This window comes from Mesorhizobium sp. WSM3859, from assembly GCF_002295065.1.
Lineage (GTDB): Bacteria > Pseudomonadota > Alphaproteobacteria > Rhizobiales > Rhizobiaceae > Mesorhizobium.
This window is the reverse complement of record NZ_NSGG01000015.1, coordinates 44,110-56,436: the sequence shown is the minus strand read 5'-3', so window position 1 is coordinate 56,436 and position 12,327 is coordinate 44,110. Positions and strand designations below refer to the sequence as shown.

Genomic DNA, 12,327 nt, shown 5'->3' with positions numbered 1-12,327 from the left:
CTGCACCGCTTACCTCGATTGGTTCGTGCAGCATCAGGCCAATGGTCGATTTTTCGTCGCGGTCGGGAGGAACCTCGGCATAGCCGATCGCGCAATCGTCAAGACGAACGCCCACTATGGCAACTCTTCCGCCGCGACGATCCGATCTCGCTCTCGCTCGCCCATCGGGCGCAGCCATTTTGGCCAGGCGAGAAAATTCTTTTGGAGGCGGCGGGCGCGGGTCTCAGCGGCGGTGCGCTCGCCGTTGTAATTTAGCCGGGCGTTGCCAAGATTCACCTTGTATGCTGATGAGGACAACAATGCGAAAAATAGTGGCCGGCAAGCTGCACGGCATCCACGTCACCGAAGCGAACCTCAACTACCACGGTTCGATAACGCTCGACCCCGACCACTGCGAGGCAGCCGGGATCCTGCCGATGGAATTCGTGGAGATATGGAATAGGAATTCCGGTGCGCGGATTTCGACCTATGTCATCCTCGGCGAGCGCGGTTCACGCTGTTGCATCCTCAACGGAGCGGCGGCTCGTACCTGTCAGCCCGATGACCCGATTATTGTCTGCAACTCCATCTACCTGGACGAAGCGCATATCACCTCGCTGAAGCCGCGGATCGTCACGTTCGACCAGGATAACTACATACTCGACCGCCTGAGCTACTCCGTCGATCTTGACACAGATGGCCGGTACAGTTTCTCCATTCTTGACGAGGCGAATGAGCCTTTGATCATTCCTGCCCTTGTCTCCGGGGCGTGAGCCGCGCTCCACAGATATGCGAGCCTCTTCGCCCCGTTGCAACCTGCTCGGTGCCGAAGAGCGTCTAAGACTCGACGAAGTTGCTGACGCTCAGCTTCGAAAGGCCGACCCCCAGCGCTTTCGGCACGGCGGGCCTTCGTGGGATGGGGCAATGTCGCATCTGGTGGCGGCCATTCAGGTCCGGAACGTCTGTGCGCGCGGAACCCGCGCCCGGATCGATTTGATGCGCAGATCTTGCAAGTTAATTCAGCCTTGATTACCCACAGCTAACGTGAATGGGAACGCGTATTCAGCCGAGCAGCTCTGGAAAAACCCGCCGCTGCGGTGCCTTAGCGCGATCACCCGGCACTTCAAGATGTTTCAAAGCTCCGGACCGTTCCGAACGATCAGGGTGCCGGATGGCCACTCGCTCATCGAGCGTCCAATCGGCACAACCACGACGAGCACGTCCTCGACGCGCGTGGGCGGCAGGTCCAGATACACATGTGGGAGAGTGGACCGCACACGAACGCCCGACACAATCGCCGCCAGGCCGTCTCTGCAGAACCTCTCCATATGGTTCCGCATCGCGCGCCGAACGGTGCCGAAAGCGAATGGAACCCCAAGCTGCCGCAATACCGGATATAGAACGCGCATCGAATGACCGATCCCTTGTCCCTCAAGATCCGGACGCACCCCGTACAACCCCAGGTCGGCCACCAGGACCTCGACCTCGTCAACCTTGATGAAGCGGCGGAGTATGCCGATATGAGCCGCTACGCCGTGCGCGTCGTAGCTGATGGCGCGGAGCTCCGGCCTCGCACCGGCCCAGCTACGGCCGCCTTCGAATGGCTCTGAGTTGAAGGCGCCAGTCGGTCCGTAGGTCTTTTGGAAGAACTCGGAGAGTTCGACATGGTCGGTATGTTGCAAGTCACTTTCCCAGCACAACCTCCACCGCACGTCAGAGCACATGGAAAAAACCTCATCTTTGTTGCTGTTTTGTTGGGAAGCGCCTAGCAGGGGTCTTGTCGCATCAAGCCGGCTCGAGGTAGCTTGCGCAGGTCACCAAAGAAACTAGCCGCAATGACAATGCGACTCCGTTGTGTTGCGAGCACACCGGAAGGTGTACGCCGGAAAAATACTGCTCGGAGCCAGTACAAACATGGATAATTGCCCTTTGGCTTGCATCTTTGAAATCTTGCTAAGCGACGTTCTGCAGAATTGGCAAATCGTTTGTTTCGAATGAATGCATCCACGCTATGGATAGGATAGCATGCGCTTCAAAGAGCTTGATCTAAGCCTCCGCCCAAGGCGGCCTTGATCACGAGGCTCGACCTCGCCAGTTGCCGACCAAACCGGCTCGTCAGTTGCCAGACCAACCGACTGCTATCTGGGTGGGAACCTTCCTCCACTGTTGATACGCGTCATCGGGGCGCACTGAACTTTTAGGCTAAATCATTGCTATGCCGCCGTTGACATGAATGGTTTGGCCGGTGATGTAGGCGGCCTCCTTCGAGGCTAGGTAGACCACAGCCGAGGCGACTTCCAAGCCGGTGCCCATGCGCTTGGCCGGAATGGCGGCCATAATCGCTTCTTTCTGCCTGTCGTTCAGCTTGTCGGTCATGGCCGATTCGATGAAGCCCGGCGCCACGCAGTTCACCGTCACGCCGCGTGTCGCAATCTCCTGCGCCAGCGATTTCGACATGCCGATCATGCCGGCCTTTGAGGCGCAATAGTTCGCCTGGCCGGGATTGCCGGTTACGCCGGACACGGAGGTGATGTTGATGATGCGGCCGTTGCGGCGGCGCATCATTGGATGGGTCAGTTCGCGTGTGAGCCGGAACACGGCGGTCAGGTTGACCTCGAGCACCGCGTCCCAGTCCGCGTCCGACATGCGGACAAAAAGCCCGTCCTTGGTGATGCCGGCATTGTTGACCAGTATGTCGACGCCTTCGAGTTCGGCTTCCGCGTTTGCGCCCAGGGCCTTGACCTCGTCGCGGTTCGAGAGGTTTGCCGGAAACAGTTTTGTCCGCCCGCCAAGTTCGGCAGCCAACCCCTCGAGCTTTTCGACACGCGTGCCGTGCAGGCCGACGGTTGCGCCCTGCGCGTGCAGCGCCCGCGCCACTGCCTCGCCGATTCCACCGCTTGCTCCGGTGACGAGCGCCTTGCGGCCGGTCAGATCGAACATTTATCGATTCCCTTTCTAAGGACCGGCTTGGCACGGAAGCGGTCACTGGCGGCCCTGCGCCCTCCAGACTTTATCGGGTACAGCTTTGGACAGGCCCTCGACGCGAACTCGGCGGGCCCCGCTTAACCGTCCGATAGCGGTACGACCAAATCGCTTCAACAGTTGAGAATTTTGCAAAAACGGGCCGCGGTTCGTCGAGGTTGCGCCGCCACTTGGCGCATTCACCAAGCGGTCCAAGGCGATGTCCTTTACGATCGTGATCTGGCAAGCAGTTGAATACCAGAGAAAGAGTTACTGGAGGCATTTCGCATGGGTTCTACACCTGCTTGAACGCCAGAACTGCGTTCATGCCGCCCATGGCGAAGGCGTTGCTCAGTGCCACGCGTACCTTGCGCTCGCGCGCCACATTGGGCGTGACGTCGAGATCGCAATCGGGGTCTGGCTCGCGATAATTGGCGGTCGGCGGCACGACGCCCTCCTGGATCGCCATCACGCAGGCGATCATTTCAAGTGCGCTCGCCGCGCCGAGGCAATGCGCGTGCACGGATTTGGTAGACGAGACAGACATCGAATAGGCATAGTCTCCGAAGACGCGCTTGATCGCCGCCGTCTCTGTCTGATCGTTGGCCTTGGTGCCGGTGCCGTGGGCGTTGAGGTAGTCCACGTCCTCGGCATTCAGCCCGGAGTCGGCAAGGCAAGCGCGCATCGCGGCCTCCGGCCCTTCGACGGACGGCGCGACGACGTGGAAGGCATCGCCGGACAGGCCGATGCCTGCGATCTCGGCAAGCATTGTGGCACCGCGCGCCGCGGCATGCTCATAGCTTTCCAGCACGGCCATGCCCGCACCCTCGCCGATCACCACTCCCTTCCTGTCGGCGGAGAAGGGCCGGCAAGTATCCGGAGCGAGGGCGCGCATTGCTTCCCATGCCTTCAGCTGAACGCATACGAGTGGCGCTTCTGCGCCTCCGGCAAGCATCACGTCGGCCCGGCCGAGCCTGATCTGATCCGCTGCCGAAGCAATCGCATGATTGGCTGATGCGCATGCAGACGCGATGGCAAAGACCGGGCCGCGCAGGCCGAGGCTCATGCTGACCTGGCTGGCAGCGGCGCTCGGCAATCCCTTTGGTGCAGTATAGAGGCCAGTACGCTTCGCGCCGTCCAAAAACAGAGCGCGGTAGGTTTCTTCGACCGTTCCCCAGCCCCAGCCGCAGACCCCCACTGTCGCGCCGAAGCGATACGGATTTCCCTCGTCGCAGGAAAGCCCGGCGTTTTGCACGGCTTCGCGTGCTGCAAGCACTGCGAGCAAGCTGAGGCGGTCCATGGAGACGAGCCGGTTGCGGCCGATGTCGTGCTTGGGCAGCTCCTTGATCTCGGTACCGACAGTGCCCTTCATCTCATGAAGCTCGGAAGTGACCATCGGGCGGATGGCGGAGCGGCCTTCGCGCATCTCTTTCCAGATAGAAGCGGCGCTGTTGCCTAGGCCGCAAAGCCCGCCCATCCCAGTAATGACGACTCGCCTGTCCAATCAGACCTCCCTCGCGAGCAAACCGCGGACGACTTCCACCATGTCGCCGACATTCTTGAGATTCGACCAGGCGTCGGCCGAGTTCATATCGATCTTGATGTCGTGGGCCTGCTCCACATCCCACAGGAGATCCGCCAAACCCAGGGAATCGACTCCGAGCGAGGTCAGTTCCGTGGCAGTCGTTATTTCGCCGATGTCGGACCCACTTCCCTCGCCGTTTTCCAATTCGATGCGCTTCTTGATCGTGGCAATGATTTCCGTTGCGAGTTGATCGGCCATTCTGTTCCTTTCCGTAGTAATGCCTTTTGACGTGGGCGCGGCGCCATGCCTCTGCCAGCCATGTCGCGACAATCGTCCCTGACTAGGCCCGTGCCACTCACGAGTACCAATTGATGATAGAGATGGTCTGCGGCGTGGGGGTCGATGACGAAGAGCGTTGCCGCTACCCCATTAGCACCGGCACACCGAGCATCTCGGATGTGCAAGTGGACCGTCGCCAAGCGGCTCGGCCGCCTTCGAATGGGTTTGCGTGAAGACCCCAGTCAGTCCATAGGTCCTCCGCAAGAAGTCGGAGTTCGAAAGGGTCGGGGAGCTACAACTTATGTTCCCAGCACAACTTCCGTCGCACGTCTGAGCTCATGATTGATTTTCCTTTCCGGCTCCTTTTCGCAGTCGTCACACGATAGTGGTAGCGGGTGGTCAGTGTGTGTGAGGTTGCTGTCTTAAAATGCGAGATTCCGGAGGATTTATAAAATCGTTTGTTTCGATGAGACCCATCTGCGCCGTGGATACATTTCAGGATCTGGTAAGCCCTCTGGTTGCGGGAGATAATGCTACAGATGCATCCCGCATGGGCACACGCAAAAGCTCGGCACGTCTCGGGCGCTGCTACATGCTCAGCGCCTCCCATTCGCTCTCCGGTTTCGACGAAGCGGGGCGGATAGCACAAGGCACAAAGGTCACCGATCCGCAGGGCGGTTCATCCTGTGGGTCGGGCTTGCGAACACCATCGATCCGCTCGAACTTTCAGGCCTGCACCGCAAGGACATCGTGATCGCCCAAGGAAGATGTTCAGCGCCATGAACTACTTTCGCCACCTCATCCGTCTTGGCCGGGGGGCGAATTGGGCAAAGCTACGTGGACGCGTCCGCCATCCCGTATCGGCGCAAGGCGGACGCGCTGGAGAGAGGTGGCCGACAGCAGCACAGCCAACCAGATATGGATCGGTGGAGTGGTCGAGACGGTCGAAAACCATAGCCTCGGAAGCATCAGGCTCGCGCGCATCGCGGATCGTTCGGCTCAAAGCATTGTTCCGTTCGTGGTAACGAACACCCTTCCCGGAGCGGCGTTGAGTCTGACATTCTCGGCCTGCTGCAACTCACCCTAGGACAGTTTCCAGCCACGTCTGAGCTCATGCGGAAGATTATCCCCTTCCGGGTCCCTTTTTCACGCGACAGAGGCAGCGGATGGTCGATGCGGTCCGGTGCAGGATCAATGCGAGATACCGGGCAGTTAATAAAATCGTTTGTTTCGATGAAGCGCAGCGGCCACCATACACCGGAGCGGCAGCCTAGCCGCTACGGTGTGCGCTCACTTTCGAAGCGTCCAACACCATCTCGGCCTCAAGTACCCGGCAGCGCCGCCAGATGGGCCGACCCGTCGAACCGAAGATCCGCAGGCGCATTTCCCGCACAGGCGAGACTAGACGCCTCTCTTGTTTCCCCAGAGCATAACGTGCAGCTGCGGCAACACGCGCGCTTCGAACCACCTGTCGCGTGTCACCTTTTCCACAAGCCACTCCATGCGTTTGATTATTCCGTCCAGGTCCACAGGTGTGTCTTCATTGCCAGGCCGCGGTGGCGTGTGATTGCCGGGTTGCAGATAGACCGGAAGGCGCGGAAATCGCGCGGCGGCGTCTTTGGCGTAGGCGTAGTCATTCTCATCAAAAACAACGAGCTTGAGCACGGTCTGCGGCTTCTCTTGCGCCGCTTCTATGCACGCCTCGAATGCAGCCCAATCCGTCCTCATCTCGCTTGACGGCGGCTTTGGGCTGAGAACCAGCACGTCAAGATCCGCAAACCAGTCCCTGGCCACCGAACCTTGGGTTTCCAGTGCAAAACGGTAGCCTTCACCATGGCCAAGCTTGATCAGCGTACCGAACGGCTGAATCGCCGGATTTCCGCCCGACAGCGACACCATCACTGGCCAGCCACCGGAAAGCCCAACGACGCTTTGCCACACCATATCGATCGGCATCATCTCCCATTCGCGGCGGAATTGGTTGTCCACCGCATGGAGGCTGTCGCACCAGGAACACCGGTAGTCACACCCGCCGGTTCTGATGAAGACTGTAGGCAAACCAATGAGCACGCCCTCGCCCTGGACCGTGGGCCCAAATATCTCGCTCACACGAATTGCGGGACGCGTGTCCGTCACGGCCGGTATTCTGCCCAGGTTTTCGGGGTTTCGCTCACCCGCACGGCCGCGGTTTCCGGCAGACGTGCCTTGCACCATTCATAGAAATGTCTGGCCAAGTATTCCGCCGTGACTTGCTCATGTCCCAGCACTTCGTTGAGGTGCCGATGGTCGAGGCTGTCGTCTATATAGCGTTTGAGCGGCGCCAGATCGTGATAGTCACGCACGAAGCCGTGCGCGTCCAGGTCCTTCGCCGATAGCTCCACTTCGACGATGTAGTTATGCCCGTGCAGGCGCGCACACTGATGATCGGGTGGCAAGGAGGTTAGTTGATGCGAGGCCGAGAAGTGGAATTCCTTGGTGATGCGGAACATCAGGCGCTCCTCCTCCGCAGCGCCTCGAGCCAGAAGTCGGCGTCTTCGTAGTCGGTTGGATCAGCGTGCCTCGCGAGATGAAACGCCTCGCGCCGCTCCACGCAGGTCCCGCACCGTCCGCAGTGAAGCTCGCCGCCCTTGTAACAGGACCAGGTCTCCGCAAATGGAGTTCCGTGTCTTGCTCCATCCCCGACGATGTCGCCCTTCGTGAGGTTGACGTAGGGGGTATGAAGGCGAATCTCCGCGTAGCCGTCGAGCGCGCGGTCTTGCATCACCTGGAAAGCTTCGATGAAGGCCGGACGGCAATCTGGATAGATGAAATGGTCCCCACCATGTACGGCCATCGCCACCGCTTCGGCCTTGTGCGCGGCGGCCAGACCGAAGGCGATCGCCAACATGATGGCGTTCCGGTTCGGCACCACCGTGATCTTCATCGTGTCTTCGGCATAGTGTCCGTCCGGCACTTCGACATCATCGGTCAGCGCTGAACCGGAAAGGCCGCGGCCAATTTTGGGGATGTTGATGATCTGGTGCAAAGTGTTCAGTCGCTCCGCGCAGAGAGCGGCAAAGCCCAATTCTTTCCTGTGCCGTTGGCCGTAATCGAAAGACAGGAGGCCGGCGAGTTCGTGCTCCGCTGCCACGCTGTAAGCAAGGGCAACGGAGTCCAATCCGCCGGAGCAGATAACGAGAGTCTTCATTGTGGGATCCTTGTTTTGACCGGGTAAGGCTGCGACCGGAGATTTCTCTGCGCTCCTCCTACCTCAGCGAGTCAATGTTGTGAACCCGGTGTGAGTCTGATGCGCTATGCGCTGACGTGCCGTGGTGCAGAAGGTGGTGCAGCAGGGTTCCGACAGCGGGGCTGAGCCTCGTTCCTGGATTTCCAAGCCCAAGCGTATGCTCAGTCGGAAAAGCGCAATCGGCGCGCGCCCGAACTCTGCGCAAATGACACACCCCAATCCGCGTGCCGCCGCTTTAGAGCGGCGCGTCGCAAGCCTGGAGGTTGACCGCTCGCGCAACTCCTCGGGGCAAGGCCGGCGCTTCGGCGAAAGCGCCATTACCGTGGCTGCACCGTCGTCTAAAATTGACAGATCAGCAGTGATAGCTTGGGAGGGAAAGATGCATCGGTGGTTCCGTTCCGTTATTATCCTGCCGCCCCCGGAACACCAATTCAGTTGGTTCGTACGCGACCTGCTCCCACAGACCTAACGGGCACTCTTCCAATGATTAGGCCGCGTCCAGTATGTCCGCCTCAAGAATTCCCACGGGTAGGGACAGCGATTTCGCGATCCGATCTCGATAACCCTTGTTGTATCTCAGACCGGACTCAATGTTCACGATTTCCTCAGCGGCCAGGCCGCACGCCACCGCCAGGTCGTCGACGGAATATCCAAGGTGCTCACGATAAGCACGGATGATGTGGGTTCCCCCCAACATAGCCTTCAAGACTGGCTCGGGAATGCGCGGATCTTTCATATATCACCTCGAAGGAGAGCAGAGGCGCCTGACAGCTCGGGAGAGTTCCACCCGAGTTGGCGCTCGTAGCAAGTCGAATAAATGGACATCAATTCGACCGGTTCGGTCTCGTCCACGGGCCACCTGACTGGCGGCCGGACCGGTATATGGCGGTTCAACTGGTTCTGATCAAGTCCGAAGAACCTGCATGCCTAAGATGGCCTGATCGGCTGTACCAGTCGCTGCGCGATACCGGCGGCTGCTCATCTCCGAACCTCTTGAGGAGGAATTCGACGCTTGCTGAGCGCTGAATCCAAGGCCGGCGTGACAGCTCCCTGGCCATGTCGGAGCCACCATTCACCGGTCGATGAATTGACCGGAAGGTCGTAACCTTCGCAACTACGCCAGTCTGGTCAGCATATCGACAGGTCGTAGCGCCCGCGGCCAGGAGCGTTGGTCCGGCTGAGCATCGTTAGGCCTATGCCGACAGGCCGAAAACCGGTTGCCATAACACCGGTCCGTTCAGACGTCCCTTCCAGCGGATGCGCAAGAGGCTAGCGTGGGAAATCTCGAGAAAGCCGGCGACGGCCTCCGTGTTACCGACCGGGTTTGGCTGTCCGATACGCGACAACGGCCACGTTGCAAGACGAAGGATCCGTTCCATGCGTGTATCGGTCACTGTCACAATCCGGGTGAGATTGTTCGCCAAGCCAAATTCGATCATGCCGGCGAAGAGCTCGTAGGTCGCTTGCGCCAGTCCACCAGCCTTAGGCGCCGATGGAGGGAGATCGAGTGCGAAACGACTGCTCTCCCAAATGTCGGCACTCGCGGGCGCGGCACTCTCACCCAGCAGCATCGGAAAGCTGTCGCGCAACATTGTCGGTCCGGTAGTCGGCAGAAGACGGACGCAACCGCAAATCCGCCAGTCGGATCCCTTGAGAAGCAGATAGACGGGGTTCAGGCTGTCAAATGCGTCTGTTTCCATCTCGCTTTCGGTCTCAACTTCCCAATCCAGCCTTTCCTTGAAGACCCGATGCCTCAGCCCATGCATTTCTTTGAGCTCGTTTGGAAACTCGCCGTAGAGTTCAGGTGTTACCAGCTGCATCATTTGTCGCCTCCGCGCAGGATGTGTTCCCGCCATCGAAGAACAAAGCCGACATTGATGCAGCCTGTAGACCTTTACAGCTATCCGACAAAGAGTCAGGGTCTCCACTGACGGGAAGCAGTCAGCCGCGCCACGCCCTGGTTGATGGTTCGCACGCCAAGCTTTGCCTTGGCGTTTTCCAGATGGAACGTCGCGGTGCGTTTAGAGACTGGCTGATATCCCAGGCCGACTTACCGCGCGCCGCCCATTTCAGCGATTCAAACTCCCGCGGCGTCAGCGTTATGCAATCCACCACGCGATCTTCGGCTAGCCTGCGCCGGGCATGTGTATGAAAGCTGATTGCGACAAGTTGCAATGCTTTTTCGTAGCGTGTGAGTGAGCACAAAAGAGGCGGACGGGACTGGTCGGAAGCGAAGGTCAGCGCCGCAAACCGGCCGCGATGGATCATGCACTGACATGGTCAATCCGCCGCGAATGCCAAAGTGAGCTGCCTTTTCCAGAATTTCTTGCTGCGAGGCCGGCAGACACCGGCGGGGTCGATCCACGCCCCAATCAAAAGTATCCCAGCCTTGCAGCCCGCGAAGGATCACCGGATCGTGGTTGTGGTAGCGCAGTTGGAGATACTGTGATGTCCAGGATGAAGGATAATTTGAAATCAATCGCGGCCTCTGGCCGGAGGCGGACGGGTAACTGAAATAAGCGAAGAGCGGAAAATCGAACCCGGCTGCAGCGGACGCCATTACATCATGGAGATCGACAGTATCGACACTTGCAGAGAGTTGCTCGACGAAGTTTTCAAACACGCGATACATCTGTCCTTTGCGCAACCTCCTCAAATGTTGCTCGATGACAGGCGGAGACCTGGCTCTAAACGACCACCGCACCGACGCGACGGGGGCGACTTCGCTATCATCGCCGGCATTACTTTGCTGTTTCCGGTTGAAGCGAACACCGCGAACCTGGCTCCTTGCCAGCGGCGAGAAAGCGAATCGTATCGGCCGTGGTCTGGCCGCCCTCGAGCTTCACCGCCGCACATCCGGTCTCTGCGATAAGGCGGGCCGCGTTCCGCAAGGCCTGCTGGGGCCCCTTTTCGTAGGAACCAAACGGCAGGTCGACGACCATCAGCGCCTGTTGCAGGCCGCGGCGCACGGCTTGGTCGTGCATGATCATCATCTCGAGGCTGACCCCCTGCGTCGACGACAGCCCGTGCATTATCTGCCGACGCTGTCCCCGACGAGAACAATGTCGCAGTGTCGATCGGCCATCCTGGCGACCGGGGTTGTATAGGCAGTGAGGCAGACGAGTGGGGCCTGGCCTTTCCGCGAGCGGATATCCGGTGGCGTAATTGCCTTCGCATTACCTGCGCTCAATCTAAGCCTCCTTCCGTTGCGTCACCACACGCCGGAGTCGCGTTTGGCATATTTTGTGCAGGTGCGAAGACATAAAAAAATGCCGTCAGCTGTGCGGTGTTGACGTGCGGGCTGTCACGCTTAAACTAAATCGATTAGAAGAGCTCGCCGAGCTCGGGGCCGACCACGTTTGCGAATATGGAAGATCAACGAACACGAACCGGGAAAGACAGAGCCGACGATAGGGCCGACGAAGCCAAAGTGGACCTGATCGCGGTGGTCGTCGCCGTAAATCACGGGGAGCCCTGTCTTCTCACAATCGGTCAGGCGGACACCTTGCCCTCCGGACCATTTGCGCTCGAGCACCGATCGCCGCAATCCGGTTTGCGGGGGTGGGTCGAACATCAAACCGGCCATCCTCTTGGGTACATCGAGCAACTCTACACGTTCGCCGATCGGGACCGTGTCGGCCCCGAGCGCCAGCAGCGCGTCATCTCGATCAGCTATCTCGCACTCACCCGGAAGGAACAGGCAACGGCCTCATCCACGTGCGGCTGGCAAAGCTGGTACGAATATTTTCCATGGGAGGACCACCGCTCCGGCACGCCGCCGGTGGGCCTGGATATCCTGCGAGCGCGCTTGATTGAATGGGTAGACGGCGCCGGCGATCCGGCCAGGCAGCGCGAACGCCGGCAGAGGGTGGCGATCGCCTTCGGCTTAGACGACCGCCATTGGAACGAGGAGCTCACGCTCCAACGCTATGAGTTGCTCTACGAAGCAGGATTGGTCGAAGAGGCCAGCGGCGGCAAAGCTGCGCCTCCGCCTGCGGCCGTCTCAGGCAAGGCGATGGTTGCTGACCATCGCCGCATCCTGGCGACAGGCGTTACGCGGCTGCGCTCCAAGATCAAATACCGGCCAGTCGTTTTCGAACTAATGAGACCGACTTTCACGCTGCTCCAGCTGCAGCGAACCGTGGAAGCATTGGCTGGCAGACTGATCGACAAGCCGAACTTCCGCAGGCTTGTTGAGCAGCAAGAGCTCGTCGAGGAGACTGGCGACACTTCAGTCGACACGGGGGGGCGGCCTGCAAAGCTCTATCGCTTCCGCCGTGCCGTGCTCGATGAAAGGGCGTTCGCCGGGACAAAATTGCCAATGTCTCGGGCTTGACATACCTTATAGTCAAGGTAG

General features: G+C 59.6%; 13 protein-coding genes and 2 pseudogenes. 3 read left to right on the top strand and 12 right to left on the bottom strand.

Features of this window, described 5'->3' with window-relative positions; translation table 11 throughout:
* Positions 1 to 13 precede the first annotated feature (13 nt).
* A pseudogene (locus tag CK230_RS25915) lies at positions 14 to 255 on the top strand (3-oxoacyl-[acyl-carrier-protein] synthase III C-terminal domain-containing protein); the annotation flags it as partial.
* Positions 256 to 299: 44 nt separating this feature from the next.
* The gene (gene panD / locus CK230_RS25910; RefSeq protein ID WP_095796152.1) at positions 300 to 752 is read left to right on the top strand and encodes an aspartate 1-decarboxylase; all 453 of its coding nucleotides are present in this window, start codon (positions 300 to 302) and stop codon (positions 750 to 752) included.
* A 360-nt stretch (positions 753 to 1,112) separates the two neighbouring features.
* Here panD and CK230_RS25905 read toward each other — a convergent pair whose 3' ends face one another.
* The 12 genes and pseudogenes from CK230_RS25905 to CK230_RS25855 all read right to left on the bottom strand — a co-directional run.
* Positions 1,113 to 1,703, bottom strand: coding sequence for a NodA family N-acyltransferase (locus CK230_RS25905; RefSeq protein WP_095796110.1), 591 nt, complete (start codon positions 1,701 to 1,703; stop codon positions 1,113 to 1,115).
* A 478-nt stretch (positions 1,704 to 2,181) separates the two neighbouring features.
* The gene (gene fabG, locus CK230_RS25900) at positions 2,182 to 2,919 is read right to left on the bottom strand and encodes a 3-oxoacyl-[acyl-carrier-protein] reductase (RefSeq protein WP_095783647.1); all 738 of its coding nucleotides are present in this window, start codon (positions 2,917 to 2,919) and stop codon (positions 2,182 to 2,184) included.
* Between the two features lie 316 nt (positions 2,920 to 3,235).
* Positions 3,236 to 4,444 (bottom strand): beta-ketoacyl-[acyl-carrier-protein] synthase family protein, encoded by a 1,209-nt coding sequence (locus CK230_RS25895; protein ID WP_095796111.1) that lies wholly within the window; start codon positions 4,442 to 4,444, stop codon positions 3,236 to 3,238.
* The gene (locus CK230_RS25890; protein ID WP_095796112.1) at positions 4,445 to 4,723 is read right to left on the bottom strand and encodes an acyl carrier protein; all 279 of its coding nucleotides are present in this window, start codon (positions 4,721 to 4,723) and stop codon (positions 4,445 to 4,447) included.
* Between the two features lie 1,422 nt (positions 4,724 to 6,145).
* The gene (queE, locus tag CK230_RS25885; protein WP_095796113.1) at positions 6,146 to 6,880 is read right to left on the bottom strand and encodes a 7-carboxy-7-deazaguanine synthase QueE; all 735 of its coding nucleotides are present in this window, start codon (positions 6,878 to 6,880) and stop codon (positions 6,146 to 6,148) included.
* Entirely contained in the window at positions 6,877 to 7,233 is a 357-nt protein-coding gene (gene queD / locus CK230_RS25880) for a 6-carboxytetrahydropterin synthase QueD (RefSeq protein WP_067318701.1), read from the bottom strand. Before queD ends, queE begins: the two co-directional genes overlap by 4 nt.
* The gene (queC, locus tag CK230_RS25875) at positions 7,233 to 7,931 is read right to left on the bottom strand and encodes a 7-cyano-7-deazaguanine synthase QueC (RefSeq protein WP_095796114.1); all 699 of its coding nucleotides are present in this window, start codon (positions 7,929 to 7,931) and stop codon (positions 7,233 to 7,235) included. Before queC ends, queD begins: the two co-directional genes overlap by 1 nt.
* A 526-nt stretch (positions 7,932 to 8,457) precedes the next feature.
* The gene (locus tag CK230_RS25870) at positions 8,458 to 8,706 is read right to left on the bottom strand and encodes a helix-turn-helix transcriptional regulator (protein WP_095783641.1); all 249 of its coding nucleotides are present in this window, start codon (positions 8,704 to 8,706) and stop codon (positions 8,458 to 8,460) included.
* 457 nt (positions 8,707 to 9,163) lie between these two features.
* Positions 9,164 to 9,793 (bottom strand): acyl-homoserine-lactone synthase, encoded by a 630-nt coding sequence (locus CK230_RS25865; RefSeq protein ID WP_095796115.1) that lies wholly within the window; start codon positions 9,791 to 9,793, stop codon positions 9,164 to 9,166.
* A 118-nt stretch (positions 9,794 to 9,911) separates the two neighbouring features.
* A complete protein-coding gene (locus CK230_RS33680; protein ID WP_245430067.1) occupies positions 9,912 to 10,082 on the bottom strand; it encodes a LuxR C-terminal-related transcriptional regulator in 171 nt (56 codons plus the stop codon).
* Positions 10,048 to 10,602 carry an autoinducer binding domain-containing protein gene (locus tag CK230_RS25860; protein WP_245330189.1) on the bottom strand — a complete coding sequence of 185 codons (555 nt, stop codon included), beginning with the start codon at positions 10,600 to 10,602 and terminating at the stop codon, positions 10,048 to 10,050. The genes CK230_RS33680 and CK230_RS25860 overlap by 35 nt, the downstream gene beginning before the upstream one ends.
* A 163-nt stretch (positions 10,603 to 10,765) precedes the next feature.
* Positions 10,766 to 11,160 (bottom strand): annotated as a pseudogene (locus CK230_RS25855) (3-methyl-2-oxobutanoate hydroxymethyltransferase); the annotation flags it as partial.
* Between the two features lie 177 nt (positions 11,161 to 11,337).
* Here CK230_RS25855 and CK230_RS25850 point away from each other — a divergent pair.
* Entirely contained in the window at positions 11,338 to 12,306 is a 969-nt protein-coding gene (locus tag CK230_RS25850; protein WP_095796116.1) for a hypothetical protein, read from the top strand.
* The last annotated feature ends 21 nt before the right edge of the window (positions 12,307 to 12,327 follow it).

Bases quoted from the DNA above. Each gene is read 5' to 3' on its own strand.
- panD (WP_095796152.1), top strand. From the start codon at position 300: ATGCGAAAAATAGTGGCCGGCAAGCTGCACGGCATCCACGTCACCGAA.
- CK230_RS25905 (WP_095796110.1), bottom strand. From the start codon at position 1,703: ATGTGCTCTGACGTGCGGTGGAGGTTGTGCTGGGAAAGTGACTTGCAA.
- fabG (WP_095783647.1), bottom strand. From the start codon at position 2,919: ATGTTCGATCTGACCGGCCGCAAGGCGCTCGTCACCGGAGCAAGCGGT.
- CK230_RS25890 (WP_095796112.1), bottom strand. From the start codon at position 4,723: ATGGCCGATCAACTCGCAACGGAAATCATTGCCACGATCAAGAAGCGC.
- queD (WP_067318701.1), bottom strand. From the start codon at position 7,233: ATGTTCCGCATCACCAAGGAATTCCACTTCTCGGCCTCGCATCAACTA.
- queC (WP_095796114.1), bottom strand. From the start codon at position 7,931: ATGAAGACTCTCGTTATCTGCTCCGGCGGATTGGACTCCGTTGCCCTT.
- CK230_RS25870 (WP_095783641.1), bottom strand. From the start codon at position 8,706: ATGAAAGATCCGCGCATTCCCGAGCCAGTCTTGAAGGCTATGTTGGGG.
- CK230_RS25865 (WP_095796115.1), bottom strand. From the start codon at position 9,793: ATGATGCAGCTGGTAACACCTGAACTCTACGGCGAGTTTCCAAACGAG.
- CK230_RS25860 (WP_245330189.1), bottom strand. From the start codon at position 10,602: ATGTATCGCGTGTTTGAAAACTTCGTCGAGCAACTCTCTGCAAGTGTC.
- CK230_RS25850 (WP_095796116.1), top strand. From the start codon at position 11,338: ATGGAAGATCAACGAACACGAACCGGGAAAGACAGAGCCGACGATAGG.